This window comes from Pseudomonas brassicacearum, from assembly GCF_003732175.1.
GTDB classification, from domain to species: domain Bacteria; phylum Pseudomonadota; class Gammaproteobacteria; order Pseudomonadales; family Pseudomonadaceae; genus Aquipseudomonas; species Aquipseudomonas brassicacearum_G.
Genome location: NZ_MOBI01000017.1, coordinates 69,747 through 95,893 on the forward strand (window position 1 = coordinate 69,747; position 26,147 = coordinate 95,893).

Here is a 26,147-nt window from a genome sequence, read left to right on the forward strand (position 1 = left end):
CGCCCCTACATCAACCGGTTGCGCAAAGCGGCAACCACGTTGAAGGTCTGATTGCGCACGCGGTTGTTGGGGTCCGCCAGGGTCAGGGTCAAGCGCACACTGCGGATTCGCGTCGGGTCGGTCGGATTGCTGCTGTAACTCGACGCTGCAACATCGGTGGCGCTGGTGGCCATGCCGAAGGTCACGCTGAAAGCACTGACGTTGTTCACCAGTACCGCCGATGCACCGCCGGTGCCCGAGGTCATCAGGATCTGGCCATTGCTGAGGCTATAGGCCAACCGCCGGATCGGAAACGCCAATTGCCCGGCTGTCGGTGTGTGCGCCCCGGAGTAGGCCGTTGCGCTGGTCCGGCAGTCAGACACCACGGTCCAGGTTGGCACACCGCCGTTACCGCCAACATCCGACGTCACCAGGGTTAATTTAAGTGCGGTGTTGTCCCAACTGATGGGGGTGATCTGGTTGGCACTGAAGTCGCCGGCCGAGCTCGCATCGGTAATCATCCCCAGGCAACCAAACATGCCGACCATGCGGATTTCCTGAATCATTTTGCTCAGGACAAACCGCGCATCCTCCTGCATCCCGGCAGAGGTGTTCTGGCTGATGTAGGTGCTTTTCGCCGAAATAAAAATTTGCGCCACACCCAGCACCACGATCAGGCTGATCGCCAGGGCGATCATCAGTTCGATCAGGCCAAACCCTCGCGACGAACGATTCATGGCGTCACCACCGGATCGACGGTGGCGCGACTGCTCAGGACAAAGCTGCGTTGGGAGTTCGCGACTCCAGCGGCGCGCGAGTCATCCCAGGTGATGGTGATGGTATACACCCGCTGGTTCAGGGTAATGCTGCCCGTGGCGGTCGGGCCGCCGAAATTGACGATATTGGTGGTGAAGTCATACAGGTCCTGATCCCGGGTAACATTCAAATTACCCGAGGTCGGCGGCGTGACGGTGTAGTCGGCCCCCGAATTGGCGCGAATCCGGTCCATCATGTCGTAGGCGATAAAGCTCGCCTGGCTGCTCATCAGCGAGCTGTCGGTGTACTTCAGCGCATTGAGCTGAATCGCCGCCGCCCCCAGCAACCCGACACTCAGAATCAACAGCGCAACCAACACTTCGATCAGTGTCATGCCGTCCTGTGCACGCGATCCCGCTCCTGTCATCCGCAGCTTCCACCCAAGACAATCCGTCCGTTTAAACACACGCTGAGCGTCCGGCTCTGCGCCCCTGATACATAATTGAACAGCACTGCCGTGGCCGGCGCCGACAACCCACCCAGATTATTGAAATCGATGCTGGTCACTCCAGAGGTTAGCGTCAGAGTGGCGCCGCTGCTCATCGCCGGAATAACCCGCAATACATTTGCCGGTGAGCCGGTGCTGTCGTACACCGTCAACTCCCCGGTCCAGACGCTGCCGCCAGCGGTTGGCCGGATGCGCGTGGTGATGCCCCGGTCGATCGCCTCCAACCTGGCGTAATTGAGCCCTCGCTGCAGATCACTGATTTCGGTATCGGCCTTGGCGTTCTGTATTGAACTGTTGAACGCCGGGACCGCCAGGGTGAGCAGAATCGCCATGACCGCAAGGATCACCAGCAACTCGACCAACGTGAAACCTTTTGTACGATGATTCATCGCTGCCCTCCGCTGCCAACGACTACACCTAGCTGTAACAAGCTAGAACATTCAACCGGTGACCGTCGGGGTCTTTTGACACTCATGGCACAAACCAGCGCCCTCTCCAGGGAAGGAGACGTCATGCATCAGAAGGGTTTCGGCCTGATCGAACTGCTTATCGGACTGGCAATCGCAGCGATCGTTCTGCAACAGGTCAGCCCGGTGCTCAGCGAGTACACGCAATCAGTGCGTCGTGAGACCGCGGCGCAGACACTTGCCAGTGGCATGCGCAATGCCCGCACCGAGGCAATCCTGCGCAATCAGACCCTTGTCATCCACGCCTTGAACGACGATTGGGCTCAAGGCTGGCGAATCATTCTGGACATTAGTGGCGAGGGTCATCAGGACAGCAGCAACCCGCTGTTGCTCGAGCGCCAGACAAGCGCCGGGGTGCCGATTGTGGGTAATCGGCCGGTGAAGAGTTTTGTGAGATTCGGCAGCCTGGGAGAGCCGCAGTTGCCCAGCGGTGCGTTTCAGGCCGGGACGTTGCACATCTGCGCGGGCCGCGAGCCGGTCAGTCACCACCAGGTGGTGCTGTCCAGAAGCGGCCGCGTCAGCCTGCGCAGCGACAAGGCCGAGCAGGCCTTGTGTGCGGGAGGTGAGGAATCAGAGCAGGGAGCGAACGCGTAGCTCTTTGGGCATGGAGAAGGTGATGTTCTCCTCGCGACCGGCCAGTTCATCGGCGCCGGTAGCCCCCCAGGCCTGCAGTTGCTCGATAACACCACGAACCAGCACTTCCGGTGCCGAGGCCCCGGCGGTGATGCCGATACGCTCGACGCCATCGAACCAGCTGCGCTGCATGTCTTCGGCACCGTCGATCAGGTACGCCGGGGTGGACATGCGCTCGGCCAGCTCGCGCAAGCGGTTGGAGTTGGAGCTGTTCGGGCTGCCGACCACCAGCACCACGTCACATTCGTCAGCCAGTTGCTTGACCGCGTCCTGACGGTTTTGCGTGGCGTAGCAGATGTCGTCCTTGCGTGGGCCGCCAATGGCCGGGAAACGAGTGCGCAAGGCATCGATCACACGGCTGGTGTCGTCCATCGACAAGGTGGTCTGAGTGACGAAGGCGAGTGTTTCAGGATTGCGCACGTTCAGCGCGGCAACGTCCTTTTCGTCTTCGACGAGGTAGATCGCACCACCGTTGCTGGCGTCGTACTGGCCCATGGTGCCTTCGACTTCCGGGTGACCGGCGTGGCCGATCAGAATGCACTCACGACCGTCGCGGCTGTAGCGCGCCACTTCGATGTGCACTTTGGTCACCAATGGGCAGGTCGCATCGAAGACCTTCAGGCCACGGCCTGCGGCTTCGGTGCGAACGGCCTGGGAAACCCCATGGGCGCTGAAAATCACGATGACGTCGTCCGGCACCTGATCCAGTTCTTCAACGAAGATCGCTCCGCGTGCGCGCAGGTCTTCAACGACGAATTTGTTGTGGACCACTTCGTGGCGCACATAGATCGGCGGCCCGAAGACTTCCAGGGCGCGGTTGACGATTTCGATCGCCCGGTCCACGCCGGCGCAGAAGCCACGGGGGTTGGCGAGTTTGATTTGCATGCTGTGCCTCGTGTCTTGCGCGCAAGAAATAGCGAAAACAGTGAAAAACTATTGTGGGAGCGAGCTTGCTGTGGCGAGGGGCTTGCCCCCGTTCGATTGCGCAGCAATCGTAAACCAGTCACCTCAGGCTCATTTAAAATCCTGGGAGCTTGTTTTAGGGGCGCTTCGCCCCCCCAACGGGGGCAAGCCCCCTCGCCACACAAGCTCGCTCCTACAGGTTACAGCGCTTTGACGTTGATGATTTCCACGTCAAAGGTCAATGTCTTGCCGGCCAGCGGGTGGTTGAAATCGATGGTCACCTGAGCGTCATCGAACGCCTTGACCACACCGGGCAGCTCAGTATTCGCCGCATCGTTGAAGATCACCAGCAGGCCTTCGGACAGCTCCATATCCTGGAACTGCGAACGCGGGATGATCTGCACGTTTTGCGGGTTGGGCTGACCAAAAGCGTTTTCTGGCGCAATCGTCAGATTACGCTTGTCGCCTGCCTTAAAGCCAAACAGCGCGGCTTCGAAACCCGGCAACAGGTTACCGTCGCCGACCTTGAAGGTCGCCGGGGCTTTGTCGAAGGTGCTGTCGACGGTGTCGCCGTTCTCCAGGCGCAATGCAAAGTGCAAAGTGACTTCCGTGTTCTGGCCGATGCGTTGCTCAGCCAATACCTGTTCAGTCATGAACGGCTTCTCCGGTCTTCTTGCTTTTGAACATATCCAGCGCGAGCATCACCGCCCCAACGCTGATGGCACTGTCGGCAAAGTTGAACGCCGGGAAATACCAGCGGCTCTGCCAATGTACCAGAATGAAATCGATCACATGGCCCAGGGCAATGCGGTCGTACAGGTTACCCAGCGCGCCGCCGAGCACCAGTGCCAGCGCAATCGCCAGCCAGGTGTCGTTGCGCCCCAGACGCTTGAGCCAGACCACCAGCACGGCACTGACCGCGACCGCGATCAGGGCGAACAACCAGCGCTGCCAGCCGGAGCTGTCAGCCAGGAAGCTGAATGCAGCGCCCGTGTTGTACGCCAGGGTCCAGCTGAAGTAATCAGGGATCACCACGATTTGCTGGTACATGGTCAGCGAGCTTTCGAAGTGGAACTTGCTGGCCTGGTCAATGACCAGAACCAGCACGCTCAACCAAAGCCAGCTCAGCCGTCCGAAACGGCTAGCAGCATTAGGCATAGTGACGAACCTCGCCAGCACCGCTGATGTTGTCGACGCAACGACCGCAGATTTCCGGATGCTCCGGGTTCACGCCGACGTCTTCACGGCAGTGCCAGCAACGGGCGCACTTGGCGAAGCTCGACTTGACCACTTTGAGTTTCAGACCGCTGACTTCGGTTTCAACCGCGTCGGCCGGCGCTTGCACGAACGGTGCAATGCTGGCGGTGGAGGTGATCAGTACGAAGCGCAGTTCGTTGCTCAGCTTGGCCAGGTCGGCGCTCAGCGCTTCTTCGGCAAACAGCGTCACTTCGGCTTGCAGGTTACCGCCCACGGCCTTGGCCGCACGCTGGATTTCCATTTCCTTGTTGACCGCAACCTTGACCGCCATGATCCGCTCCCAGTAGGCGCGGTCCAGTTCGAAGCCTTCCGGCAACTCGCTGAGGCCTTCATACCAGGTGTTGAGCATGACCGATTCATTGCGCTCGCCCGGCAGGTACTGCCACAACTCGTCGGCGGTGAAGGCGAGGATCGGCGCGATCCAGCGCACCAGCGCTTCAGAGATGTGGAACAGCGCGGTTTGCGCCGAACGGCGGGCCTTGCTGTTGGCGCCAGTGGTGTACTGGCGGTCCTTGATGATGTCGAGGTAGAAACCACCCAGCTCCTGCACACAGAAGTTGTGCACCTTGGAGTAGACGTTCCAGAAACGGTATTCAGCGTAGTGCTCTTGCAGCTCGCGTTGCAGCAGCAAGGTACGGTCCACGGCCCAACGGTCCAGCGCGAGCATTTCTTCTGCCGGCAGGATGTCGGTGGCCGGGTTGAAACCGGTCAGGTTGGAAAGCAGGAAACGCGCGGTGTTACGGATCCGCCGGTAGGCGTCCGCACTGCGTTGCAGGATCTGGTCGGAAACCGCCATTTCACCCGAATAATCGGTCGAAGCCACCCACAGGCGCATGATATCGGCGCCCAGGGTGTCGTTGACTTTCTGCGGCGCGATCACGTTGCCCAGCGACTTGGACATCTTGCGGCCGGCTTCGTCGACGGTGAAACCGTGGGTCAGCAGTTCGCGGTACGGCGCATGGTTGTCGATGGCGCAACCGGTCAACAGCGACGAGTGGAACCAGCCGCGGTGTTGGTCGGAACCTTCCAGGTACAGGTCGGCGCGCGGACCGTTCTCATGGCCCATCGGGTGCGAACCGCGCAGGACGTGCCAGTGCGTGGTGCCCGAATCGAACCAGACGTCGAGGGTGTCGCTGATCTTGTCGTACTGCGGCGCTTCGTCACCGAGCAGCTCGGCCGCGTCCATCTTGAACCAGGCTTCGATGCCTTCGACTTCGACGCGCTGGGCGACCTCTTCCATCAGCTCGACGGTACGCGGGTGCAGTTCGCCGCTTTCCTTGTGCAGGAAGAACGGAATCGGCACGCCCCAGTTGCGCTGACGGGAGATGCACCAGTCCGGACGGTTGGCGATCATCGAGTGCAGGCGCGCCTGGCCCCAGGCCGGTACGAATTTGGTGTCTTCGATGGCTTTGATCGCGCGTTTGCGCAAGGTGTCGCCAGTCGCCGGCTCTTTGTCCATGCCGATGAACCACTGCGCGGTAGCGCGGTAGATCAGCGGGGTCTTGTGACGCCAGCAGTGCATGTAGCTGTGTTCGATGACAGTGGTGTGCAGCAGCGCACCGACTTCCGTCAGCTTGTCGACGATGGCCGGGTTGGCCTTCCAGATGAACTGGCCGCCGAAAAACTCCAGCGACGGCACGTAGACGCCGTTGCTTTGCACTGGATTGAGGATGTCGTCGTTGACCATGCCGTAAGCCTTGCAGGTCACGAAGTCGTCTACGCCGTAGGCCGGCGAGGAATGAACCACGCCAGTGCCGGCACCCAGTTCAACATACTCGGCCAGGTAAACCGGCGACAGGCGATCATAGAACGGGTGACGGAAATTGATCAGTTCCAGCGCCGCACCAGTGGCAGTGGCGATGACCGAACCTTCAAGGTTGTAGCGAGCCAGGCACGACTCGACCAGCTCTTCAGCCAGTACCAGCAGTTTGTCGCCGACATCGACCAGGGCATAGTTGAACTCGGGGTGAACGTTCAGCGCCTGGTTGGCCGGGATGGTCCACGGGGTGGTGGTCCAGATCACGATCGAAGCCGGTTTACCCAGCGACGGCAGGCCGAATGCGGCAGCCAGTTTGGCTTCGTCAGCAATCGGGAAGGCAACGTCGATGGTCGAGGACTTTTTGTTCTCGTATTCAACTTCGGCTTCAGCCAGGGCCGAACCGCAGTCGAAGCACCAGTTCACAGGCTTGAGGCCCTTGAACACGAAACCACCCTTGACGATTTCAGCCAAGGCACGGATTTCACCAGCCTCGTTTTTGAAATCCATGGTCTTGTACGGGTTGGCGAAGTCACCCAGCACACCCAGGCGGATGAATTCGGACTTCTGGCCTTCGATCTGCTCGGTGGCGTAGGCACGGCACAGCTCACGGGTTTTATCCGCCGTGAGGTTCTTGCCGTGGGTCACTTCGACTTTGTGCTCGATCGGCAGACCGTGGCAGTCCCAGCCCGGAACATAAGGCGCATCGAAACCCGAAAGGGTCTTCGAGCGGATGATCATGTCCTTGAGAATCTTGTTGAGCGCATGACCGATATGAATGGTGCCGTTGGCGTACGGAGGACCGTCGTGCAGAACGAACTTCGGACGATCCTTACCAATCTCACGCAACTTCTGGTACAGGCCAATGCTGTCCCAGCGCTGCAGAATCTGCGGTTCGCGCTGAGGCAGGCCGGCCTTCATTGGGAAGGCGGTGTCCGGAAGGTTTAGCGTGGCTTTATAGTCGGTCATTTAAGGCTCTTCATTAGCGATTGGCGCTAGGTGCGGCTAGGGCACGGGCGGCGGCGACATCCGCATTGATCGCCGTCTTAAGCGCCTCCAGAGAGGCGAAACGCTGCTCTTCGCGCAGCTTATGGTGGAAAACCACCGTCAAACGCCGGTCATACAGATCGCCGGCAAAATCTAGAATATGGACTTCAAGGTGGGCTTTGCCATCACCTTCAACCGTTGGCCGAACACCAATATTGGCGACGCCCGGCCAGGTCTTGCCGTCGACTTCGACGCTCACCAGGTAAACCCCGGTCAGCGGTACACGACGACGTTTGAGTTGCACGTTGGCGGTTGGTGTACCCAGTTGGCGCGCCAGCTTCTGCCCGTGCAGGACCCGCCCGGCAATCCCGAACGGATGACCGAGCAAGCGCTCGGCCAAGGTAAAATCAGCGGCGGCCAAGGCATTACGCACCTGGGTGCTGCTGACACGCAACCCGTCCAGTTCAACGGTCTGCGCCGCTTCGACGGTGAACCCCTGAACGACCCCGGCCTGTAGCAGGAAATCGAAATCCCCTACCCGATCACAGCCGAAACGGAAGTCGTCACCGACCTCCAGATGCTGCACACCCAGACCATCGACCAGAATGGTGTCGACGAACTCGGCAGCGCTGAGCTTGCTCAAACGATGATTGAAGGCCAGGCACAGAACCCGGTCGACCCCCTCGGCAGCCAGCAGTTGCAACTTGTCGCGCAAGCGCGCCAGACGGGCTGGAGCCGTGTCCGGGGCGAAAAACTCACGCGGCTGCGGCTCGAAAATCACCACGCAGCTGGGTACACCCAACTCGAGCGCACGCTCACGCAGTCTGGCCAGGATAGCCTGGTGACCACGGTGAACACCGTCAAAGTTGCCAATAGTGGCGACACAGCCCCGATGCTGGGGGCGCAAATTGTGGAGGCCTCGAACCAGCTGCATAACGCGCTTCTTGCTCATAAAGTGGTCGATTATAACCACACCCGGCGGCCGACAACAGGCAACACCGTAACCCAAAGTGATCGAACCGACAAAACTGGCGCCCGACCCGTGATTATTGATGCCGCGTCTTCAGTTCAACGCCTTGCGATTGAAGTCCCGCAGACGGAAGCCCATCAACGCCAACATACCGAAATAGGCCACCACACCAGCACCGACCAAAGCCCCCAGACGCAGGAAGCGCGCAGGCATGTGGCCTTCGCCCCAGGCCGGCATGAAATGCATCACCCCCAGCAGAACCGCGGACATCACCGTCACCGCAACCACCAGCTTGAGCCCGAACAGGCCCCAGCCCGGCTGTGGCTGATACATCTTTTGTTTGCGCAATTGATAGAACAACAGACCGGCGTTGAGGCATGCACCCAAGCTAATGGCCAAGGCCAGCCCTGCGTGTTTCAACGGGCCGATCAAGGCCAGGTTGAACAACTGAGTGACGACCAGCGTGAAAATCGCGATTTTCACCGGCGTACGAATGTTTTGTTGCGCATAGAACCCCGGCGCCAACACCTTAATCACGATAATCCCGAGCAAACCGATGGAGTAGGCAACCAGGGCACGCTGGGTCATCGAGGCATCAAATGCGCTGAACTGACCGTACTGGAACAGCGAAACGGTCAACGGCTCCGCCAGAATCCCCAGCGCCAGCGAGCACGGCAGCACCAGCACGAAGCACAGGCGCAGGCCCCAATCGAGAATGCGCGAGTATTCGTGGCGATCCTTGCTGGCGTAGGTTTTGGCCAGCGTCGGCAGCAAAATCGTGCCCAGCGCCACACCGAGAACGCCGGATGGCAACTCCATCAGGCGGTCGGCGTAATACATCCAGGACACCGAGCCCGCCACCAGAAACGAGGCAAAGATGGTGTTGATGATCAGCGAAATCTGGCTGACCGAGACCCCGAGAATCGCCGGCAGCATCTGTTTCATCACCCGCCAGACACCGGTATCGCGCAGATTCAGGCGCGGCAACACCAACATGCCGATTTTTTTCAGGTGCGGCAGTTGATAGAGCAATTGCGCCAGGCCACCGACCAGCACTGCCCAGCCCAGGGCCATTACGGGCGGATCGAAGTACGGCGTCAGGAACAGCGCGAAGACGATCATGCTGACGTTGAGCAGGGTCGGCACAAAGGCCGGCACCGAAAAACGGTTCCAGGTATTGAGGATCGCCCCGGCCAGCGAGGACAGCGAGATCAGCAATATATAAGGAAAGGTCACTCGTAACAGGCTGGAGGTCAGCTGGAATTTTTCCGGCGTGTTGGTAAACCCCGGGGCCGTTGCCCAGATGACCCAAGGCGCCGCGATCATCCCGAGCATCGTGACCAGCGCCAGTACCAGCGTGAGCAAGCCCGAGACATAGGCGATGAAGGTTCGTGTCGCCTCCTCGCCCTGCTGACTTTTGTATTCCGCCAGAATCGGCACGAAAGCCTGGGAAAACGCCCCTTCGGCGAAGATTCGCCGCAACAGGTTGGGCAGTTTGAAGGCGATAAAGAAGGCGTCTGTGGCCATCCCTGCGCCGAATATGCGTGCGACGAGCGTGTCACGGACGAACCCCAGAACCCGGGAAAGCATCGTGATAGAGCTGACGGCGGCCAACGATTTAAGCAGGTTCATTGAAGAGTTTTTGCCTGTCGATAAACAGCAGGCGAACAAACCGCCCACTTATGCGATACTCCGCGCCGCAGCAGCACAGAGCCAAAGCTCGCGAGTTTACAGGTCGCACGCCGGAAAGAAATATCCCGGTGCTCTCACCTACCACTTAGCGGAACGTCTCAACCGCCCTTGACAAGACTTCAACTCATCGGCATGATTCGCGGCCTATTTTGTTTGCTATTTCCTAAAAAGTCTTTCGAGGAGCTCGACGGTGGCCAACACACCTTCCGCCAAAAAACGTGCAAAACAGGCTGAGAAGCGTCGCAGCCACAACGCCAGCCTGCGTTCCATGGTTCGTACCTACATCAAGAATGTAGTTAAAGCCATCGACGCAAAAGACGCTGAAAAAGCGCAAGCCGCTTACGTTCTGGCCGTGCCAGTTATCGACCGTATGGCCGATAAAGGCATCATCCACAAGAACAAAGCAGCTCGCCATAAGAGCCGCCTGAATGGCCACGTCAAGGCTCTGAGCCTTGCTGCTGCCTAAGCGACACGCTTGTTAAAAAACCGACCTCAGGGTCGGTTTTTTATTGCCTGCGATTTGGCGAGCACACCCCAAAAAATGTGGGAGCGAGCTTGCTCGCGATGACAACATAACAGTCGATATAAATATTGAATGTTAAGCAGCTATCGCGAGCAGGCTCGCTCCCACACTAGATCTGTATCAATTTACTGATTGTGCGCCCACGGCAAAATCGGAATCGCGGTCACGGCATTCTGCGGACTGCCCTCGATCAGGCGATCGCTGTAGACCAGGTACACCAGGGTATTGCGCTTCTTGTCGAGGAAACGCACCACCTGCATGGTCTTGAACACCAGCGACGTGCGCTCCTTGAACACCTCTTCGCCATCCTTGAGCTCACCCTTGAAGCTGATCGGCCCGACCTGACGACAAGCGATGGACGCTTCCGACCGATCCTCGGCCAACCCCAGGCCACCCTTCACACCGCCCGTCTTGGCTCGCGACAGATAGCAGGTCACGCCATCGACCTTCGGATCATCAAAAGCCTCGACGACGATGCGGTCATTCGGCCCGACGAATTTAAACACGGTCGATACCTGACCGATTTCTTCCGCCGATGCCAGCAACGGCATCACCAACAGCAACCCCAACAATCCTTTTGCCATGCGCATTCGCGTTTTCCTTAAACCAGAATCAGGTTATCGCGGTGAACCAGCTCCGGCTCCGCCATGTAACCCAGCAAACCGACAATCGCCTCAGACGATTGACCGATGATTTTTTGCGCCTCAAGCGCACTGTAGTTGGCCAAACCACGGGCAATCTCACGACCGTCCGGCGCCACGCACACCACCATTTCACCGCGACGGAAGCTACCCTGAACCAGCTTGACGCCAACCGGCAGCAGACTTTTATTACCCCGAGACAACGCCGTGACCGCCCCTTCATCCAGCACCAGCGTGCCGCGAGTCTGCAAGTGCCCCGCCAGCCACTGCTTGCGCGCTGCCAGCAGGCCGCGCTCAGGCGATAGCAAGGTGCCGATACGCTCACCCGCCTTCAAACGATCCAGCACACGCTCAAGACGCCCACCCACGATGATCGTGTGAGCCCCCGAACGCGCTGCCAGACGCGCCGCACGCAATTTGGTCTGCATACCGCCACGACCCAACGCACCGCCAGTGCCGCCCGCGACCGCGTCCAGCGCCGGATCATCGGCGCGAGCTTCGTAAATCAGCTTGGCATCAGGATTGTTGCGCGGATCGGCGTCGAACATACCGTCACGATCGGTGAGGATCACCAACAGGTCAGCCTCGACCAGATTGGCCACCAGCGCCGCCAGCGTGTCGTTATCGCCGAAACGGATTTCGTCAGTGACCACGGTATCGTTCTCGTTGATCACCGGAATGACCTTGAGTTCGACCAGCGCACGCAAGGTACTGCGAGCGTTGAGGTAACGCTTGCGATCGGACAAGTCATCGTGAGTCAGGAGAATCTGCGCTGTGTGCCGGCCATGCTCGGCGAAGCTCGACTCCCAGGCCTGCACCAATCCCATCTGACCGATGGCGGCAGCCGCTTGCAACTCGTGCATCGCACTGGGTCGTGCGGTCCAGCCAAGGCGACTCATACCTGCCGCCACCGCCCCCGAGGACACCAGCACCAGCTCGACACCCGCCTCATGCAGCGCGACCATCTGCTCAACCCAGACGCTCATTGCTGCGCGATCCAGACCCTTGCCGTCAGCCGTCAGCAAAGCGCTGCCGATCTTCACGACCCAACGCTGCGCACCTGTCACCTTGCTCCGCATCATCTTCAACCTTAGCTTGAGGACAGCACGACCCAGCGCTGCCCGTAACGTTATTCGTGACTACCGATTTCCAGATACCAAAACGCCGCTCGATAGAGCGGCGCTTAAGTTTACTGCAACGAATCAGTCACGCACGTAAATGATTTCCGGACCGTCTTCGTCATCCACATCTTCTTCGTCCCAGTCATCGTCACCAATGTCATGGACCGACTTCACGCCGCTACGGCGCAGGGCACGCTGGTCATCCAACGCCTGCAACTGGGCACGAGCCTCGTCTTCGATACGCTGATCGAGATCGGCCAGCTCTTCCTTGTAGACCGGGTCGTTAGCCAGACGATCGGCACGATCCTCCAGGTAACGCATGATGTCGCGCGTCAGGCGCTCAGTGCCTTCTTTGGCAATAGCCGAGATCACGTAGACCGGACCAGTCCACTCCAGACGATCAACGATTTCCTTGACCCGTTCTTCGTGCTCCTCTTCAAGGATCTGGTCGCACTTGTTCAGCACCAGCCAGCGATCACGCTCAGCCAGCGAAGGGCTGAACTTGGTCAGCTCGCTAACAATGACTTCAGCTGCGTCTGGAGCACTGGTGTCATCCAGCGGTGCCATGTCGACGAGGTGCAGCAACAGACGAGTACGCGACAAGTGCTTGAGGAAGCGAATCCCCAGACCCGCACCATCGGAAGCACCTTCGATCAGACCCGGAATATCGGCAATGACGAAGCTTTTCCAGCGATCGACGCTGACCACGCCCAGGTTTGGCACCAGCGTGGTGAACGGATAGTCGGCAACTTTCGGCTTGGCCGCCGAGACCGAACGGATAAAGGTACTTTTACCGGCGTTCGGCAAGCCCAGCAGGCCCACATCAGCCAACACCTTCATTTCCAGCTTGAGGTCACGCTGCTCGCCCGGCTTGCCCGGCGTAGTCTGGCGTGGCGCGCGGTTGGTACTGGATTTGAAACGGGTGTTACCCAGACCGTGCCAGCCACCATGAGCCACCAGCAGACGCTGACCAGCCTTGGTCAGGTCGCCAATGACTTCTTGTGTAGCAGAGTCAATGACCGTGGTGCCGACCGGAACCCGCAAGACCAGCTCTTCACCTTTTTTACCGGTGCAGTCAGTACTGCCGCCGTTGGCGCCACGCTCGGCATCGAAGTGCCGGGTGTAACGGTAGTCGACCAGGGTATTGAGGTTTTCGTCGGCAATCATGTAGACCGAGCCGCCATCGCCACCATCACCGCCGTTAGGACCGCCGTTTTCGATGAATTTTTCCCGACGGAAACTCATGCAGCCATTGCCACCGTCGCCAGCTTTTACTCGAATCGATACTTCATCAACAAACTTCATAACAAAACGCCTCTCGCCATACGGACGAGCCGAAAAACACTAAGACATAAGACTCTTGCAAAAATGAGCGCAGCGACCTCAATCAACGACCGCACAATCCAGCGCCGGCAGCCCATACAAACAGTTTTGCAAGAGACTCACCCCACAAACGAAAAAGCCCCGTCGCAAGACAGGGCTTTTCCAGCGATCGCGCAATTAAGCCGCGACAACGCTCACGTAACGGCGGTTGAACGCGCCTTTTACTTCAAACTTGATCACGCCTTCGATTTTCGCGAAGAGGGTATGATCTTTACCCATGCCAACACCGTAACCGGCGTGGAATTGGGTGCCGCGCTGACGCACGATGATGTTGCCCGGAATGATTTTCTGGCCGCCATACATCTTCACGCCAAGGCGTTTGGCTTCTGAGTCGCGACCGTTACGGGTACTACCACCAGCTTTTTTGTGTGCCATGAGTTCAATTCTCCTAGTGAGGAATTAGGCTGAAATTAAGCCTGAATACCGGTGATTTTGATCTCGGTGTACCACTGGCGGTGGCCCATACGCTTCATGTGGTGCTTACGACGACGGAACTTGATGATGCGGACTTTATCGTGACGACCTTGGGAGATCACTTCAGCCACAACGGTAGCGCCAGCAACAACTGGAGCGCCGATATTCACGTCATCGCCATTGGCGACCAACAGAACGCGATCAAAAGTCACGGATTCGCCGGTAGCGATTTCCAGTTTCTCGATCTTCAGGTATTCACCTGGGGCGACCTTGTATTGCTTGCCACCAGTAACGATTACTGCGTACGACATGGTATTTCTCCGATAATCCTGCTCACCCAGCTCTTTATAAGAAGAGGTATTGGCTGGCATGGCTGCATGGGATGGAACGACCCAAATGCAATTGCGTAAGGCAGGTGCTGCCCAGGAAGTTCAGGGTGCGCGATTGTACGCAAGGCGCGAGCACGTTGCAAGTGGCCGTCCATCGCGCCTTGACAGGCCCGGACGTGGGTCCTAGCATGCCGCGCAACCCTTCTGGAGCGACTGTCGCTGATGCAACCCCAAGCTTTCTACCGCGCGGTGGCGGACGATTTTAACGCCGTCGACGGCATCATCAAGAAGCAGCTGACTTCCCGAGTGCCGCTGGTATCGAAAATCGGCGATTACATTACCTCGGCTGGCGGTAAACGCCTGCGTCCTTTATTAGTGTTGTTGTGTGGCAAGGCCTTGGGTCGCGAAGGCGACGACATGCGCCTGCTGGCCGCCACCATCGAGTTCCTGCACACCGCCACCCTGCTGCATGACGACGTGGTCGACATGTCCGGCATGCGCCGTGGCCGCTCGACTGCCAACGCCATGTGGGGCAATGCCCCGAGCGTGCTGGTGGGGGATTTCCTGTACTCGCGCTCGTTCGAGATGATGGTCGAACTGGGCTCGATGCCGGTGATGAAGATTCTCTCGCAAGCCACGCGGATCATCGCCGAAGGCGAAGTCCTGCAGCTGTCCAAGGTGCGCGACGCCAGCACTACCGAAGAAACCTACATGGAAGTCATCCGCGGCAAAACCGCGATGCTTTTCGAGGCTTCGACCCACAGTGCCGCAGCCCTGGCTGGCGCTACGCCAGAACAGAGCGAAGCCTTGCGCACCTTTGGCGACCACCTCGGAGTGGCCTTCCAGTTGGTCGACGACCTGCTGGATTACAAAGGCGACGCAGAAACCCTGGGCAAGAACGTCGGTGATGATCTGGCCGAAGGCAAACCGACCCTGCCGCTGATCTACACCATGCGCGAAGGCACACCAGAGCAAGCGGCACTGGTGCGCCGGGCGATTCAGAAAGGTGGTATCGAAGACCTGGAAAGCATCCGCGCTGCCGTGGAAGCCTCGGGCTCGCTGGACTACACCGCACAACTGGCCCGCGATTACGTGGCCCGTGCGATCAAATGCCTCGAAATGCTGCCCGCCAGCGAATACCGGGATGCATTGGTCGAACTGAGCGAGTTTGCGGTCGCCCGCACGCACTGACACGCGCCCCATGTGGGAGCGAGCCTGCTCGCGATAGCGGACTGACAGTCGACACTTATGTTGAATGTTAAGCCGTCATCGCGAGCAAGCCCGCTCCCACAGGTTCGTCACCGCCGCCCCCCCCTCCCGCCTAAAACCCTATATAATGTGCGCTTTTAGCCATCCTGAATCCAAGGAGCTTTAGTGAGCACGTTGCCACCCTGCCCGAAATGCAATTCCGAATACACCTATGAAGACGGCGCCCAACTGATCTGCCCAGAATGCGCCCACGAGTGGTCCGCCAATGGCGAAGCCGAAGCCGCTTCCGATGACACCGTGAAAAAGGATTCGGTCGGCAACGTCCTGCAAGATGGCGACACCATCACTGTGATCAAGGACCTCAAGGTCAAGGGCACATCGCTGGTGGTCAAGGTCGGCACCAAGGTCAAGAACATCCGCCTGTGCGATGGCGACCACGACATCGACTGCAAGATCGACGGTATCGGCCCGATGAAGCTCAAATCCGAGTTCGTCAGAAAAGTCTGAACCTGCCGTATTCCATCCTGCGCCCTGCGTGGGATGGAGCCTCACCCTCGCCTGATCCCCCTGCAATCCCGTCCAATAGCAAAACGCCAGCCGTTTTGACCCTCAGCAATTCCCCCTCAGAAAACAGCAGAAACCGCCAATAGGCACTTGCTATTAATTTAATAGGAATTATTCTCATCAAACCATTAAAAAGGAGATGAGCATCATGACTTATTTGATCGATGCATGGCTGGATCGTCCACACCCGTACCTCAGGATCCTGCATCGGGAAACCGGGGAAGTGTGTGCGGTATTGGAAGAAGAAGCCTTGAGTGAGCTGCAAGACCAGGGCGACCTCGACCTCAATGGCCTGAGTTCCAGCGAGCCAGTGGTGCTCAAGGAGCTGGTACGCAACCTGTTTCTATTCTGCTACGCCCGGGCATTGCGCCCGATGAATGATCTGCACCACAAGATCGAACTATGAGACACCGCAAAAGACTGTGGGAGCGAGCATGCTCCGGGCGGCGTTCCGACGATGCGGTCAACTCGGTTTTCCTGTGAAACCGAGGTGATGCCATCGCGAGCAGGCTCGCTCCCACATTAGCCCGTCATAACAACAGGCCAGGGCTTACAGAACGTCGAGCAGCTCGACGTCGAAGACCAGAACGCTGTGCGGCGGAATGCTGCCAACGCCTTGTGCGCCGTAAGCCAGTTCGCTCGGCACGTACAGGCGCCATTTGCTACCGGCGTTCATCAGTTGCAGGGCTTCGGTCCAGCCGGCGATCACGCCGCCAACCGGGAATTCTGCAGGCTGACCACGATCGTAGGAGCTGTCGAACACAGTGCCGTCGATCAGTGTGCCATGGTAGTGGGTGCGCACTTGATCTTCACGGGTTGGCTTGGCGCCTTCACCTTGAGTCAGTACTTCGAACTGCAGGCCGGAAGCCAGAGTAGTGATGCCGTCACGCTTGGCGTTTTCAGCCAGGAATGCCAGGCCTTCGCCAGCGGCCGCTTCAGCCTTGGCAGCAGCTTCGGCTTGCATGATTTCGCGGATAACCTTGAAGCTGGCAGACATTGCTTCCTGGCCAACACGGCTTTCCTTACCGGCGAATGCGTCGGTGAGACCGGCCAGGATCGCGTCCAGGCTAACGCCCGGTGGCGGGTTGTCGCGCAGTTGGTCGCCCAACTGACGGCCAATACCGTAGCTGACGCGGGTTTCGTCGGTAGACAGATTTACTTCGGACATGACACTGCTCCGCTGTGCGGACGGCTCGGGACATTGCCGTGCGTGCACAGCGCATCCCGGAGCGCCCGGAACCAAAAGGGCGAGCAGACTAGCACAGATGCCATTGCGGTGATCAGGGCTATCAGCGCTATCAGGAGATGGGCACCTTCAGGCTCTCTTCCCCACTAGTGCCCAGACCGCACATCTCGTCGTGCACCGAGGTGTGAATCAGGTTGAATGTCAGCTTGGGAAAGGCATGAAGAACTTCACGAGCATGTTCCACCGAACGCAGACGCAGTGTTTGCCCATGGGTGTCGTCAAGCGGATGAGCGGCGCCATGTATCCGTGCCTCCAACAGATAAATCCCGCCTTCCATCGAGATCAGATTCAGCTCATCGACCTTCCCGGCGACGGCATAGGCGTTCAACTCTTGCAGGTTCATGAGCGTACCCCGCGCAATGGCGAGCCAAGACACTTACAGGGATATGCCTCGGCGCACAAAAGCACAAGCCACAAACGCCGCCGCCCGTCCGTTTCACAACGGCTGTGGCGAGCAAGCTCGCTCGCCACAGGGAGCACTCCCAAGCGGATCAGTGCTTGGTCAGCTTGTCCAGGTAACCCATGGCAAACGCCGAGATCACGAAGGTCATGTGAATGATCACGTACCACTTCAGGTGCTCGGGATCGACATTCCTGGCGTCCATGAAGATACGCAACAGGTGAATCGAGGAAATGGCCACGATCGAGGCCGCAACTTTCATCTTCAGGGAAGAAGAGTCCATCGTGCCCAACCAGTTGAGCTTCTCCTTGCCTTCATCGATGTCGAGTTCGGACACGAAGTTTTCGTAGCCGGAAATCATCACCATCACCAGCAAGCCGCCCACCAGCGCCATGTCGATCAACGACAACAGCACCAGAATCAGATCGGATTCGGCCATCGAGAACACGTTGGGAATAACGTGGAAGACTTCCTGAAAGAATTTCAGCGCCAGGGCCAGCAGGCCCAGGGACAAACCGAAGTAGATCGGCGCCAGCAGCCAGCGCGAGGCGTACATTGCATTTTCGACAAAACGTTCCATTAAATCTCACACAAGGGTTTTAAACGGCGGCGAGTATATCAGCCGCTCAAAACCCCATAAACCGCAGACAAATCCGCAACCTGCGAGTCTACCAAAGCGTTTTTCTGCTAGTGTCCAAAGCATTCGCATCGTTTATTTGCGTTATAGAGGAAAACCGGAAAATGGATTTGCGATTGCCTTTAACGACTGTCGGCCTTTGCCTCGCGGTACTGATCGGCGGCTGCTCACCCAGCGATGAGAAGCACCCGCAGAGCCTCGAAGAGAAGACCGCACAGTTCGAGAAGTCGCTGGACGCGATTCAGGATCCCCAGCTCAAGGATGCCGTGGCCAACTTAGGCGGCTCGTTGCTGCTGCTCGAGCGCGCACAGCAAAAGCTTGCCATCAAGCCGATCGCCACCGAATACGGCGAAGACGCCATGGCCCTGCTCAAGCACTATCCAACCCCACAGGCGCTGGTCGACACCTACATCAATGGCCTGTTCGTATTGCGCAAGGACTCCAGCTCCGACTACCTGACCGACTTGCAGCCGGTGTTCCCCTTCAATTTCAACATGCCTTCCGAGTTTCCCTTCCCGCATGGGCTGGAATGGCAGTCGGTCACGCTGAGCAACAAGAAGGTCGTCCCTTTCCAGCCCGAATGGTCGGAAACCGATCCCGGGATTCAGTTGAGCCCTTCAAGCGCCAGCCTGACCAATCCGGATGACCTGACCCTGGCCTACCCTTTTGTCGAGGGCGAGAACATCGACAGCAAAAGCCAGCCGCAACCGACAACCCTGAAAGGTAAAGTCGAGGTCATTGCACCGCGTAAGGTATTCACCTTCGACCTGACGAAAAAGGATGTGGGTCAGACCCGCACTGACGACAACATCAGCGTCACCCTGCGAGCTCTCGAAAAGAACTACACCGAGGTCGAAGTCAACAACAGCGCGGCACTGGCGCCAGACGTCAGCGATACCCCGCTCAATCCGCTGATTGTCCAGGCCAGGGACACGACCGGGCAGCTTCTCTCACGCTCGGGCTCGATCAACGAAGATGCCGCACAAATCGGGTTCTATCAAAAACAACTGGCCGAGATGCAGAAGCAGACCGCCTGGAGCGATGCGTTCGAAAAACAGCTCGAAGACGAGCAACAGGCGTTCGAGCACAAGCAGACTCATCATTACACCAAGGTGTACTTCAACGGCCCCATCGAAAACCTCGAAGTCAACGTCCTCGACTTCTCGGCCGTCACCGTGACCCGCAAGGACCTGGAACTGCCAGTACGCCGCTTCGACCGCAATACCACGGATAAAACCATCCAGAGCCTGAACCTGCCCGTGGTCGTGTACGACGATCAGGCCGCAACCTGGCTCAAAAGCGCCACACTGGATGAGGAACAGCTGAAAAAGAACATCCACGTCAATCAGTCCGTCGAGGACGCCAGTGCAGCACGCATCGAATTCGATCACCCGAAAACCTTCAACGACGAACTGCTCGGCTCCTCATTCAGCCCTGGCGACACCCCCGTGACCTTCTTCACCCAGGACGATAAGGGCAAACGTGGCGAGCCCATCGAATTGCCAGCCGAGGCCTTCGAAATCGACCCGCTGCGCGCCACCATCACGTACGACCTGACCTTGTTCCCCGAAACGCCGGCGTATGCTGTCGGCTCGATGCCGTTGTTTCTGGCCAATATTGCAAAAGACAACCTTGACACCCAGAAACTGCCCAAAGGCCTGGAGCTCAAGGGCAACGCCCTGGTGGTTGACCAGAAAGTATTCCCCGCCCAGAACTGGCGCTTCTTCGCCAAGGACGCGAGCGGAAATTACCTGAAGGAGATTCTTGCGGTCAGCCACGACGCCAGCGCAGAAGGCCCGGCGATGTTTGAGGTGCATTATTTCTACGGCCAGCCGAGCAGCCTGGAAACCTACCAGCGCACCAACCTCAATACCGTCGAATACGGTTTCGAGGTCAAGCTCGACAAGGCCGAAAACCCCAACCCTGTCGAATAGTCACTAATGCTCGGGGTTGAACTGAAAACCACCCGGATTTCGGCAGCGTCCACCATTGATTTCCCGCAGTTGGGCTTGCAAGTGCAAACACCAGATTTGCGGGTCATCGGCCAGTTGATAGCCGTGCAGGGTCAGACTTTCAACGATGGTATCGAGTATCGATTCGGCCACGAAAGGACCATGAAACGGACCTTGGGCCTTGATGGCGGAAGGTTGCTCGCCGGCCATTCCGGCGGCAAACAACAAGGTCCACATACCGGTGTCCCCCGCAAGCGGGCGAATACTGCATTCGATACGGGTAACCAGTCCCAGGCATTGGCGGGTGAGGCAGAGGTTGCGCGACATGGCGGCGACCCTCGGTAAATCTGGCATTCAGCCTCCACGGGAAGGCTGTCTCGATCCAGTGATGACTGTCGATGTCCTTGACCTGAGCATAGAAGAAAAGTCGAGTCAGCAAGTTGACGGAGCTTAGAAGGCGCCGAATGGTCGTTGTTGGTTTTTTGACGTCATCCGGGCGGCAATAAAGCGTTACCACGATGACGACGGGACAATGCAATCCAGTGCCAAAAACAAACCCGTGGCGAGGGAGCTTGCTCCCTCGCCACAATGGCTGTGTACAGCTTCGGGGGTCAGGCAGGCTTGGCCGCAACCAATGCTTCCTGCGCCTGCGCATGCTCCTTCTCGGCCTCTTTCAAATCATCTTCGCTGATCATTTCCGCGATCACCCGCAAACGCTCCACCACGCGCGCGTTGACGCTGCCCTCCGGGAACTGACCCTCTTCGTCCGGCTCGCCGGCCGGTTCGCCCACCAGCAGGCTCAGTGCCTCATCGGCCTGACGCACCGCATAGACATGGAACTGCCCGGCACGCACAGCCGTCAGCACCCGCTCATCGAGCATCAATGTGGCGACGTTGGCCTGAGGAATGATCGCGCCCTGCTCGCCGGTCAAACCACGCGCCTCGCAAAGACGGAAGAAGCCTTCGATCTTCTCGTTGACCCCGCCCACCGCCTGCACTTCACCGAACTGGTTGATCGAACCGGTAATCGCGAAGCACTGCTTGAGCGGGGTTTTCGACAATGCCGAAATCAACGTGCAGGCCTCGCCCAGCGAGGCACTGTCGCCATCGACGTAACCGTAGGATTGTTCCAGCGCGATACTGGCCGAGATCGCCAACGGGAATTCCTGGGCATAACGGCTGCCCAGATACCCGGTGAGGATCATCACGCCCTTGGAGTGGATCGGCTGCCCGAGGTTGACCTCACGCTCGATGTCGACGATGCCGCTGCCACCGGGGTAAACCGTGGCAGAGATTCGCGCCGGTATGCCGAACGCCGAGTCGCCGACCTCCAGCACCGTCAGCCCGTTGCACTTGCCGACCGCCGCTCCTGCGGTGTCGATCAGGATGATCCCCGCCAGCATGTCATCGAGAATCCGTGCCGACACGCGCCCGGTGCGGGTGGCCTTGGCCTTGAGCGCACGCTCGATGTGCCCGGCGTCGGTCATCTCGTCACCGGCCAGATCACGAATGAAGTCCGCCTCGCTGACCAACTGGAACAGATCGCCAATGCGCGCCGACAAACGGCCCTGATGCTCGGCCAGCCGCGCACTGTAGGTCGCCAGACGCGCCACCGCATCGGCGGTCAGCGGGGCCATGCCTTCTTCCGAGGTCCGGGTCTTGAGCAACTGAGCGAACTGCTCAAGGCTCTCATCGACCATCGGGATGTCTTCATCGAAATCCACCAGTACCCGGAACATCTCCTGGAAATCCGGATCGAGGTCTTGCAGCGTGTAATACAACTGGCGTGCGCCAATGATGACGACTTTGACCTGCAACGGAATATGTTGCGGTGTCAGGGTCACCGTGGCCAGTCGGCCCAGCTCGCCCAGCGGCGATTCCATTTTCAGTTTGCGTGACTGCAAGGCCCGCTTCAGCGCATCCCAGACAAAGGGTTCGCTGAGCATTTTTTCGGCTTCCAGAATCAGGAAGCCGCCGTTGGCCCGGTGCAGCGCACCTGGACGCAATTGCCGATAGGTGGTGTAGAGCGCGCCCTGATCAGTGCTGTACTCGATACGGCCGAACAGGTTGTCGTAAGTCGGGTGCGGTTCGAACACCACGGGGGCACCGCCACTGTGCGGATGACCGACCACCAGGCTCGGGCCATATTGCTCTTCGAGCAACTTACGGGCGACCGCGTCGGTCTTGCTGTCATCGACCAATTGCTCGACCACCGTCTTGAGCAGATACACCTGCATCGCTTGCAGGTAACCGCACACCGCCGCATTTTCTGCGTACTTTTCCGACAGCGGCGAAAGCAATGGCTGCAGAGCCAGGGTGATGGTTTCTTCGTTGAGCTGGCGCAACTGATTGCTCGACTCGCGCTTCCACTGCGGCAAGCTGGCCAACTCTTCGTTCAGCCGCTCCTCCAGTCCGGAAATGTCGTCGTGGAAGCGCTCGCGAACGGCCTCCGGCAACTGGGCGAATTCCGCCTCGTCCAGCGCCTTGCCTTCACTCATCGGGGTGAAGGCGATGTTGGTGCTGTCACGGTACAGCGCGACTTCTTTCTCCAACGCCAGGCGCTCGATCACGTCCAGTGCACGGTCGTAGCGCTGATTGAAGGCGCGGTCGATGGAGCTTTTCTTTTGCTGGTAGGACGGGTGCTCGAAGACCGCTGGAAACGTCGCCAGCAGGTTGTCGATCAGGCCGTTGATGTCGGTGATGAACGCACCGGCCGTCCCCGACGGCAACTCCAGTGCGCGTGGTTCGCGCGGCTCATCGAAATTGTTGACGTAGACCCAGTCCGCCGGGGTCTGCAGGCGTTTGCCTTCGGCTTTCAGGTAGCGCTTGACGAAAGAGAACCGGCCAGTGCCGGGCTCACCCATGACAAACACGTTGTAACCGGGGCGTGGCATGGCCACACCGAACTGCAAGGCTTCAACCGCACGTTCCTGGCCGAGCACACCGCGAAAAGGCTCCAGCTCATTGGTGGTAGAGAAGCTGAACTGTTCAGCGGAAAACGGACGGGTCAGCGCTTCAGGCGCTAGACGCAAGCTGGCAGCAACAGGATCGGGCATCGGGCTTCCTTACATCAGGCGGGGCAATTGAAGGCATTCTGGCGCTGCCCGTGCCTGACTGGCAAGGCGCGCCTTGGGTAAAAGCATAGTCAAGCGCCGAACCCCGGACGGGACGGGGCTAAATCAATGATGACCGGGAATGTTTGGCGAAAAAACACGGAACCCCTGGATCGTGCCTAGACTCCAAACTGCGCGGCTGGACTAATCACCGGCCCAATGGCGCCAGAGCGGCGCCAGATCTCCTGTCCATTGGAACGCAAACAAAAGAGAACACAGCTATGAAACGGATTCTTCTTGGTACTCTCTTCACCGTTGCATCCCTCAACGCCATGGCCCAGGCGCCAGGCGGCCCGGATTGCGGTTGGGGCAACATGCTGTTCGAAGGTCAGCGTGGCACCCCGGCACACTTCCTGGCATCCACCACCAACGGCACCTCCGGCAACGCTACTTTCGGCATGACATCCGGCACCAACGGTTGCGCAACCAACTCCGCGCTGACCTACGGCGGCAAATCCTGGATTGCCATGAACGGCATGATGAATGAACTGTCCGAAGACATGGCCAAGGGTCAAGGCGAAGCGCTGACCACCTATGCCGTGGTACTGGGCGTCGCCCCGCAAGACCGCGCGTATTTTGCCTCTGTCACCCATGAGCACTTCCAGCAGATCTTCAGCAAGGCTGACGTGACCGCTGAAGACGTGCATACCAATACCCTGGCCGTGCTCAAAGGCGATGCTCGCCTGGCCAAATATGCCACCCCGGCTTAAGCTCGGCCTCACCCGCTCTGTTACCGGAGCGGGTTTTGTTTTTTGGACCTAGCCCTCTTTGGGTCTTTTTTTGAATTAAGTAGCCCACCATGCTCAAACGCCTTGCCTGTCTGGCGCTGTTTGTCTGCGCCCCGCTGTCCGCCGCGCCTCGAATCGACAACCAACACTTGCAGCAACTGGCCAACGACCCGTTCTGGATTTCCCTGGGCCACTACGAAAGCGCAAAGCTCGGCGGCTGGCGCAGCTATGTCAGCGACAAGAAGTTTTTCCTGGCAACAAATGGCGCCGAGCATCCCGACGCAGAGCTGGCGGCCACCGTACAAGCGCTCTATGCCCCGGCCAGCAAAGGCCAGCAGCACGCGCAATGTGTTTACCCGGCGCGTACCCGCTGGTTGAAAGCCCAACTGAACCTGAACGATTTGCCGACAGTGGACTGCAGCGAGTTCAAACAATGGTTCAAGGACGTATCGCCCCACAGCGCGGTGATGATCTTTCCGGCAGCCTACCTGAACAGTCCGTCATCGATGTTCGGTCATACCTTGTTGCGCATCGATCAGGCCGACGTGCAAACCGACCACACTGCCCTGCTCAGTTACGCGATCAATTTCGGCGCCTATATCGAAGGCTCGGACAACAGCATTCTGTATGCCTGGAAAGGCCTGATGGGCGGTTATCCGGGGTTGTTCGCGCTGGTGCCCTACCAGGAAAAACTCTCGGAATACCGCAGCCTGGAAAACCGCGATCTGTGGGAATACCGGTTGAACCTGACGCAGGCAGAAACCGAGCGCATGGTCGAGCACATCTGGGAGCTCAAGCAGATTCAGTTCGATTATTTCTTCTTCGATGAAAACTGCTCCTACCGCTTGCTGGAGTTGCTGCAAGTGGCGCGGCCAAGCCTCAGGCTCACCGAACAATTCCCGCTGACCGCAATTCCCACCGACACTGTCAAAGCCGTAAAAGACGCAGGACTGGTGGAAAAAATCGATTACCGTCCGTCCCGCGAGCGTGAGCTGTTGAGCCGCGCCAAACCGCTCTCAGGCGATGAGCAGCAATGGGTGCTGAAGGTCAGCGCCGACCAGAAACACTTGCAGGAGCCGACCTTCAAGGCGCTGCCACGTGATCGTCAGGCATTGATTATCGACGCGGCCTACCGTCTTGAGCGCTACCGTGCCAACGGCCAGGAACGCGACCCACAGCGTGCACAACGGAGTTTCGAGCTGTTGCGGGCGATCAATCAGAACCCGGCACCGGAGCTGTCCATCGAACGCCCGGGCCTGCCGGAAAACGGTCACGAGTCGCGCACCTGGCAGGCGGGCATCGGCACCCGTGGTGACAAGGCCTTTGGTGAATACGGCCTGCGCATGGCCTATCACGACCTCAACGACAACGCCGAAAGCTTTCCTCTCGGTGCACAGATTGAAATTCTCCAGATGAAGCTGCGCCAGTACGAAGGCAATCACTGGCAATTGCAGCAACTGGACCTGGCGACCATCCGCTCCCTGACCCCGCGCAACGAACTGCTGCAACCCTGGTCCTGGCAAGTCACCGGCGGCCTGGAACGGGTCCCAGGAAAGCATGACGACGAAACCCTGGTCAGCCATGTCAACGGCGGCGCCGGTGGCACCTGGCAACTGGGCGACGACGTTCTGGGCTTCACCCTTGGCACCGTACGCATCGAGCACAACAGCGACTTTGCCGGTTTCATCGCTCCCGCCGCCGGTTTCAACAGTGGTGTTCTGTGGAAGAACCCGTTGGGCAATCTGAGCCTGGAAACCAAAGGTGATTACTTCACTAACGGTGAAGTGCGGCGTAGCCTGAGCCTGAACCAGCAGTGGGAACTGTCGCGTAACCTGGGCCTGCGCCTAAGCGCCCAGCGCGAGTTCAGCCACATTGCCTCGCCTGAAAACGAAGTCATGCTGGAACTGAAGTGGTATCACTATTGAATCCCGCTCCCCTGTAGGAGTGTGAATTCCCCACATTGAAAGCTATGTTTATAC

General features: G+C 58.7%; 27 protein-coding genes. 8 read left to right on the forward strand and 19 right to left on the reverse strand.

Annotated elements, in window-relative coordinates; all coding sequences use genetic code 11:
- Nucleotides 1-5: 5 nt before the first annotated feature.
- The 3 genes from BK658_RS16245 to BK658_RS16255 are packed head-to-tail and all read right to left on the reverse strand — an operon-like array spanning nt 6 to nt 1,632.
- Nucleotides 6-716 carry a PilW family protein gene (locus BK658_RS16245; RefSeq protein ID WP_123583156.1) on the reverse strand — a complete coding sequence of 237 codons (711 nt, stop codon included), beginning with the start codon at nt 714-716 and terminating at the stop codon, nt 6-8.
- Complete coding sequence (gene pilV, locus BK658_RS16250) at nt 713-1,162, reverse strand: type IV pilus modification protein PilV (protein WP_123583157.1); 450 nt, start codon at nt 1,160-1,162, stop codon at nt 713-715. The genes BK658_RS16245 and pilV overlap by 4 nt, the downstream gene beginning before the upstream one ends.
- Nucleotides 1,159-1,632 carry a GspH/FimT family pseudopilin gene (locus BK658_RS16255; protein ID WP_054595520.1) on the reverse strand — a complete coding sequence of 158 codons (474 nt, stop codon included), beginning with the start codon at nt 1,630-1,632 and terminating at the stop codon, nt 1,159-1,161. The genes pilV and BK658_RS16255 overlap by 4 nt, the downstream gene beginning before the upstream one ends.
- Before the next feature lie 123 nt (nt 1,633-1,755).
- Between BK658_RS16255 and BK658_RS16260 the strand changes: the two genes are divergently transcribed.
- Nucleotides 1,756-2,304: a GspH/FimT family pseudopilin gene (locus tag BK658_RS16260; RefSeq protein ID WP_123583158.1), complete on the forward strand. Its 549-nt coding sequence runs from the start codon at nt 1,756-1,758 to the stop codon at nt 2,302-2,304.
- Here the strand turns inward: BK658_RS16260 and ispH are convergent.
- From ispH to murJ, 6 genes are all read right to left on the reverse strand, one after another.
- Nucleotides 2,281-3,228 (reverse strand): 4-hydroxy-3-methylbut-2-enyl diphosphate reductase, encoded by a 948-nt coding sequence (gene ispH / locus BK658_RS16265; RefSeq protein ID WP_103319409.1) that lies wholly within the window; start codon nt 3,226-3,228, stop codon nt 2,281-2,283. The two genes, BK658_RS16260 and ispH, sit on opposite strands and share 24 nt — an antisense overlap.
- A gap of 218 nt (nt 3,229-3,446) precedes the next feature.
- Nucleotides 3,447-3,884 (reverse strand): FKBP-type peptidyl-prolyl cis-trans isomerase, encoded by a 438-nt coding sequence (gene fkpB / locus BK658_RS16270; RefSeq protein ID WP_185019843.1) that lies wholly within the window; start codon nt 3,882-3,884, stop codon nt 3,447-3,449.
- A 7-nt stretch (nt 3,885-3,891) separates the two neighbouring features.
- Nucleotides 3,892-4,404, reverse strand: a complete 513-nt coding sequence (gene lspA, locus BK658_RS16275) for a signal peptidase II (protein WP_123583160.1) — start codon at nt 4,402-4,404, stop codon at nt 3,892-3,894.
- Complete coding sequence (ileS, locus tag BK658_RS16280) at nt 4,397-7,228, reverse strand: isoleucine--tRNA ligase (RefSeq protein WP_123583161.1); 2,832 nt, start codon at nt 7,226-7,228, stop codon at nt 4,397-4,399. Before ileS ends, lspA begins: the two co-directional genes overlap by 8 nt.
- 13 nt (nt 7,229-7,241) lie before the next feature.
- On the reverse strand, nt 7,242-8,180 hold the full coding sequence (ribF, locus tag BK658_RS16285; RefSeq protein ID WP_123583162.1) for a bifunctional riboflavin kinase/FAD synthetase: 939 nt from the start codon (nt 8,178-8,180) through the stop codon (nt 7,242-7,244).
- A 129-nt stretch (nt 8,181-8,309) separates the two neighbouring features.
- Nucleotides 8,310-9,848, reverse strand: a complete 1,539-nt coding sequence (gene murJ, locus BK658_RS16290; protein WP_123583163.1) for a murein biosynthesis integral membrane protein MurJ — start codon at nt 9,846-9,848, stop codon at nt 8,310-8,312.
- A 250-nt stretch (nt 9,849-10,098) separates the two neighbouring features.
- Between murJ and rpsT the strand changes: the two genes are divergently transcribed.
- Nucleotides 10,099-10,374, forward strand: a complete 276-nt coding sequence (rpsT, locus tag BK658_RS16295; RefSeq protein WP_123583164.1) for a 30S ribosomal protein S20 — start codon at nt 10,099-10,101, stop codon at nt 10,372-10,374.
- Between the two features lie 182 nt (nt 10,375-10,556).
- Here rpsT and BK658_RS16300 read toward each other — a convergent pair whose 3' ends face one another.
- From BK658_RS16300 to rplU, 5 genes are all read right to left on the reverse strand, one after another.
- Complete coding sequence (locus tag BK658_RS16300) at nt 10,557-11,021, reverse strand: CreA family protein (protein ID WP_123583165.1); 465 nt, start codon at nt 11,019-11,021, stop codon at nt 10,557-10,559.
- Nucleotides 11,022-11,032: 11 nt separating this feature from the next.
- On the reverse strand, nt 11,033-12,151 hold the full coding sequence (proB, locus tag BK658_RS16305) for a glutamate 5-kinase (RefSeq protein WP_123583166.1): 1,119 nt from the start codon (nt 12,149-12,151) through the stop codon (nt 11,033-11,035).
- Nucleotides 12,152-12,274: 123 nt separating this feature from the next.
- Complete coding sequence (gene cgtA, locus BK658_RS16310; protein ID WP_019691616.1) at nt 12,275-13,498, reverse strand: Obg family GTPase CgtA; 1,224 nt, start codon at nt 13,496-13,498, stop codon at nt 12,275-12,277.
- A gap of 195 nt (nt 13,499-13,693) precedes the next feature.
- Nucleotides 13,694-13,951 (reverse strand): 50S ribosomal protein L27, encoded by a 258-nt coding sequence (rpmA, locus tag BK658_RS16315; RefSeq protein WP_003176049.1) that lies wholly within the window; start codon nt 13,949-13,951, stop codon nt 13,694-13,696.
- 35 nt (nt 13,952-13,986) lie between these two features.
- Nucleotides 13,987-14,301, reverse strand: a complete 315-nt coding sequence (gene rplU, locus BK658_RS16320; RefSeq protein ID WP_003176051.1) for a 50S ribosomal protein L21 — start codon at nt 14,299-14,301, stop codon at nt 13,987-13,989.
- Nucleotides 14,302-14,541: 240 nt separating this feature from the next.
- Here rplU and BK658_RS16325 point away from each other — a divergent pair, with 240 nt between their 5' ends.
- The 3 genes from BK658_RS16325 (at nt 14,542) to BK658_RS16340 (ending at nt 16,498) form a co-directional block, all read left to right on the forward strand.
- A complete protein-coding gene (locus tag BK658_RS16325; RefSeq protein ID WP_054595512.1) occupies nt 14,542-15,510 on the forward strand; it encodes a polyprenyl synthetase family protein in 969 nt (322 codons plus the stop codon).
- Between the two features lie 183 nt (nt 15,511-15,693).
- The gene (locus tag BK658_RS16335; RefSeq protein ID WP_078050159.1) at nt 15,694-16,035 is read left to right on the forward strand and encodes a zinc ribbon domain-containing protein YjdM; all 342 of its coding nucleotides are present in this window, start codon (nt 15,694-15,696) and stop codon (nt 16,033-16,035) included.
- 205 nt (nt 16,036-16,240) lie between these two features.
- Nucleotides 16,241-16,498, forward strand: coding sequence for a PA4570 family protein (locus BK658_RS16340; RefSeq protein WP_020723531.1), 258 nt, complete (start codon nt 16,241-16,243; stop codon nt 16,496-16,498).
- 144 nt (nt 16,499-16,642) lie between these two features.
- Here the strand turns inward: BK658_RS16340 and BK658_RS16345 are convergent, their stop codons facing one another.
- From BK658_RS16345 to BK658_RS16355, 3 genes are all read right to left on the reverse strand, one after another.
- Complete coding sequence (locus BK658_RS16345; protein WP_054595509.1) at nt 16,643-17,260, reverse strand: BamJ family beta-barrel-assembly machinery protein; 618 nt, start codon at nt 17,258-17,260, stop codon at nt 16,643-16,645.
- A 130-nt stretch (nt 17,261-17,390) separates the two neighbouring features.
- Nucleotides 17,391-17,681: a DUF6482 family protein gene (locus BK658_RS16350; protein ID WP_123583167.1), complete on the reverse strand. Its 291-nt coding sequence runs from the start codon at nt 17,679-17,681 to the stop codon at nt 17,391-17,393.
- 148 nt (nt 17,682-17,829) lie between these two features.
- Nucleotides 17,830-18,318 carry a TIGR00645 family protein gene (locus tag BK658_RS16355; protein ID WP_019691610.1) on the reverse strand — a complete coding sequence of 163 codons (489 nt, stop codon included), beginning with the start codon at nt 18,316-18,318 and terminating at the stop codon, nt 17,830-17,832.
- A gap of 161 nt (nt 18,319-18,479) precedes the next feature.
- On the opposite strand from BK658_RS16355, the gene BK658_RS16360 reads away from it, so the two are divergent.
- Nucleotides 18,480-20,309 carry a hypothetical protein gene (locus BK658_RS16360; RefSeq protein WP_123583168.1) on the forward strand — a complete coding sequence of 610 codons (1,830 nt, stop codon included), beginning with the start codon at nt 18,480-18,482 and terminating at the stop codon, nt 20,307-20,309.
- Nucleotides 20,310-20,312: 3 nt separating this feature from the next.
- On the opposite strand, the gene BK658_RS16365 is transcribed toward BK658_RS16360, so the two are convergent.
- Both BK658_RS16365 and BK658_RS16370 read right to left on the reverse strand, forming a co-directional pair.
- Nucleotides 20,313-20,654, reverse strand: a complete 342-nt coding sequence (locus BK658_RS16365) for a PA4575 family protein (protein WP_123583169.1) — start codon at nt 20,652-20,654, stop codon at nt 20,313-20,315.
- Between the two features lie 284 nt (nt 20,655-20,938).
- Nucleotides 20,939-23,383, reverse strand: a complete 2,445-nt coding sequence (locus BK658_RS16370; RefSeq protein ID WP_123583170.1) for a Lon protease family protein — start codon at nt 23,381-23,383, stop codon at nt 20,939-20,941.
- A 278-nt stretch (nt 23,384-23,661) separates the two neighbouring features.
- Here BK658_RS16370 and BK658_RS16375 point away from each other — a divergent pair, with 278 nt between their 5' ends.
- Both BK658_RS16375 and BK658_RS16380 read left to right on the forward strand, forming a co-directional pair.
- Entirely contained in the window at nt 23,662-24,150 is a 489-nt protein-coding gene (locus tag BK658_RS16375) for a DUF3015 domain-containing protein (protein ID WP_123583171.1), read from the forward strand.
- An 89-nt stretch (nt 24,151-24,239) separates the two neighbouring features.
- Nucleotides 24,240-26,093 (forward strand): Lnb N-terminal periplasmic domain-containing protein, encoded by a 1,854-nt coding sequence (locus BK658_RS16380; protein ID WP_123583172.1) that lies wholly within the window; start codon nt 24,240-24,242, stop codon nt 26,091-26,093.
- Nucleotides 26,094-26,147: the final 54 nt, after the last annotated feature.

What these genes read in the sequence shown, in the direction of transcription:
- BK658_RS16340 (WP_020723531.1), top strand. Translation starts at nt 16,241, where the DNA reads ATGACTTATTTGATCGATGCATGGCTGGATCGTCCACACCCGTACCTC.
- BK658_RS16255 (WP_054595520.1), bottom strand. Translation starts at nt 1,632, where the DNA reads ATGAATCATCGTACAAAAGGTTTCACGTTGGTCGAGTTGCTGGTGATC.
- ribF (WP_123583162.1), bottom strand. Translation starts at nt 8,180, where the DNA reads ATGCAGCTGGTTCGAGGCCTCCACAATTTGCGCCCCCAGCATCGGGGC.
- ispH (WP_103319409.1), bottom strand. Translation starts at nt 3,228, where the DNA reads ATGCAAATCAAACTCGCCAACCCCCGTGGCTTCTGCGCCGGCGTGGAC.
- BK658_RS16260 (WP_123583158.1), top strand. Translation starts at nt 1,756, where the DNA reads ATGCATCAGAAGGGTTTCGGCCTGATCGAACTGCTTATCGGACTGGCA.
- BK658_RS16355 (WP_019691610.1), bottom strand. Translation starts at nt 18,318, where the DNA reads ATGGAACGTTTTGTCGAAAATGCAATGTACGCCTCGCGCTGGCTGCTG.
- BK658_RS16325 (WP_054595512.1), top strand. Translation starts at nt 14,542, where the DNA reads ATGCAACCCCAAGCTTTCTACCGCGCGGTGGCGGACGATTTTAACGCC.
- proB (WP_123583166.1), bottom strand. Translation starts at nt 12,151, where the DNA reads ATGCGGAGCAAGGTGACAGGTGCGCAGCGTTGGGTCGTGAAGATCGGC.
- BK658_RS16245 (WP_123583156.1), bottom strand. Translation starts at nt 716, where the DNA reads ATGAATCGTTCGTCGCGAGGGTTTGGCCTGATCGAACTGATGATCGCC.
- rpmA (WP_003176049.1), bottom strand. Translation starts at nt 13,951, where the DNA reads ATGGCACACAAAAAAGCTGGTGGTAGTACCCGTAACGGTCGCGACTCA.
- BK658_RS16370 (WP_123583170.1), bottom strand. Translation starts at nt 23,383, where the DNA reads ATGCCCGATCCTGTTGCTGCCAGCTTGCGTCTAGCGCCTGAAGCGCTG.
- rplU (WP_003176051.1), bottom strand. Translation starts at nt 14,301, where the DNA reads ATGTCGTACGCAGTAATCGTTACTGGTGGCAAGCAATACAAGGTCGCC.
- BK658_RS16360 (WP_123583168.1), top strand. Translation starts at nt 18,480, where the DNA reads ATGGATTTGCGATTGCCTTTAACGACTGTCGGCCTTTGCCTCGCGGTA.
- BK658_RS16350 (WP_123583167.1), bottom strand. Translation starts at nt 17,681, where the DNA reads ATGAACCTGCAAGAGTTGAACGCCTATGCCGTCGCCGGGAAGGTCGAT.
- BK658_RS16375 (WP_123583171.1), top strand. Translation starts at nt 23,662, where the DNA reads ATGAAACGGATTCTTCTTGGTACTCTCTTCACCGTTGCATCCCTCAAC.
- lspA (WP_123583160.1), bottom strand. Translation starts at nt 4,404, where the DNA reads ATGCCTAATGCTGCTAGCCGTTTCGGACGGCTGAGCTGGCTTTGGTTG.
- BK658_RS16345 (WP_054595509.1), bottom strand. Translation starts at nt 17,260, where the DNA reads ATGTCCGAAGTAAATCTGTCTACCGACGAAACCCGCGTCAGCTACGGT.
- BK658_RS16380 (WP_123583172.1), top strand. Translation starts at nt 24,240, where the DNA reads ATGCTCAAACGCCTTGCCTGTCTGGCGCTGTTTGTCTGCGCCCCGCTG.
- cgtA (WP_019691616.1), bottom strand. Translation starts at nt 13,498, where the DNA reads ATGAAGTTTGTTGATGAAGTATCGATTCGAGTAAAAGCTGGCGACGGT.
- BK658_RS16300 (WP_123583165.1), bottom strand. Translation starts at nt 11,021, where the DNA reads ATGCGCATGGCAAAAGGATTGTTGGGGTTGCTGTTGGTGATGCCGTTG.
- ileS (WP_123583161.1), bottom strand. Translation starts at nt 7,228, where the DNA reads ATGACCGACTATAAAGCCACGCTAAACCTTCCGGACACCGCCTTCCCA.
- BK658_RS16365 (WP_123583169.1), bottom strand. Translation starts at nt 20,654, where the DNA reads ATGTCGCGCAACCTCTGCCTCACCCGCCAATGCCTGGGACTGGTTACC.
- murJ (WP_123583163.1), bottom strand. Translation starts at nt 9,848, where the DNA reads ATGAACCTGCTTAAATCGTTGGCCGCCGTCAGCTCTATCACGATGCTT.
- pilV (WP_123583157.1), bottom strand. Translation starts at nt 1,162, where the DNA reads ATGACAGGAGCGGGATCGCGTGCACAGGACGGCATGACACTGATCGAA.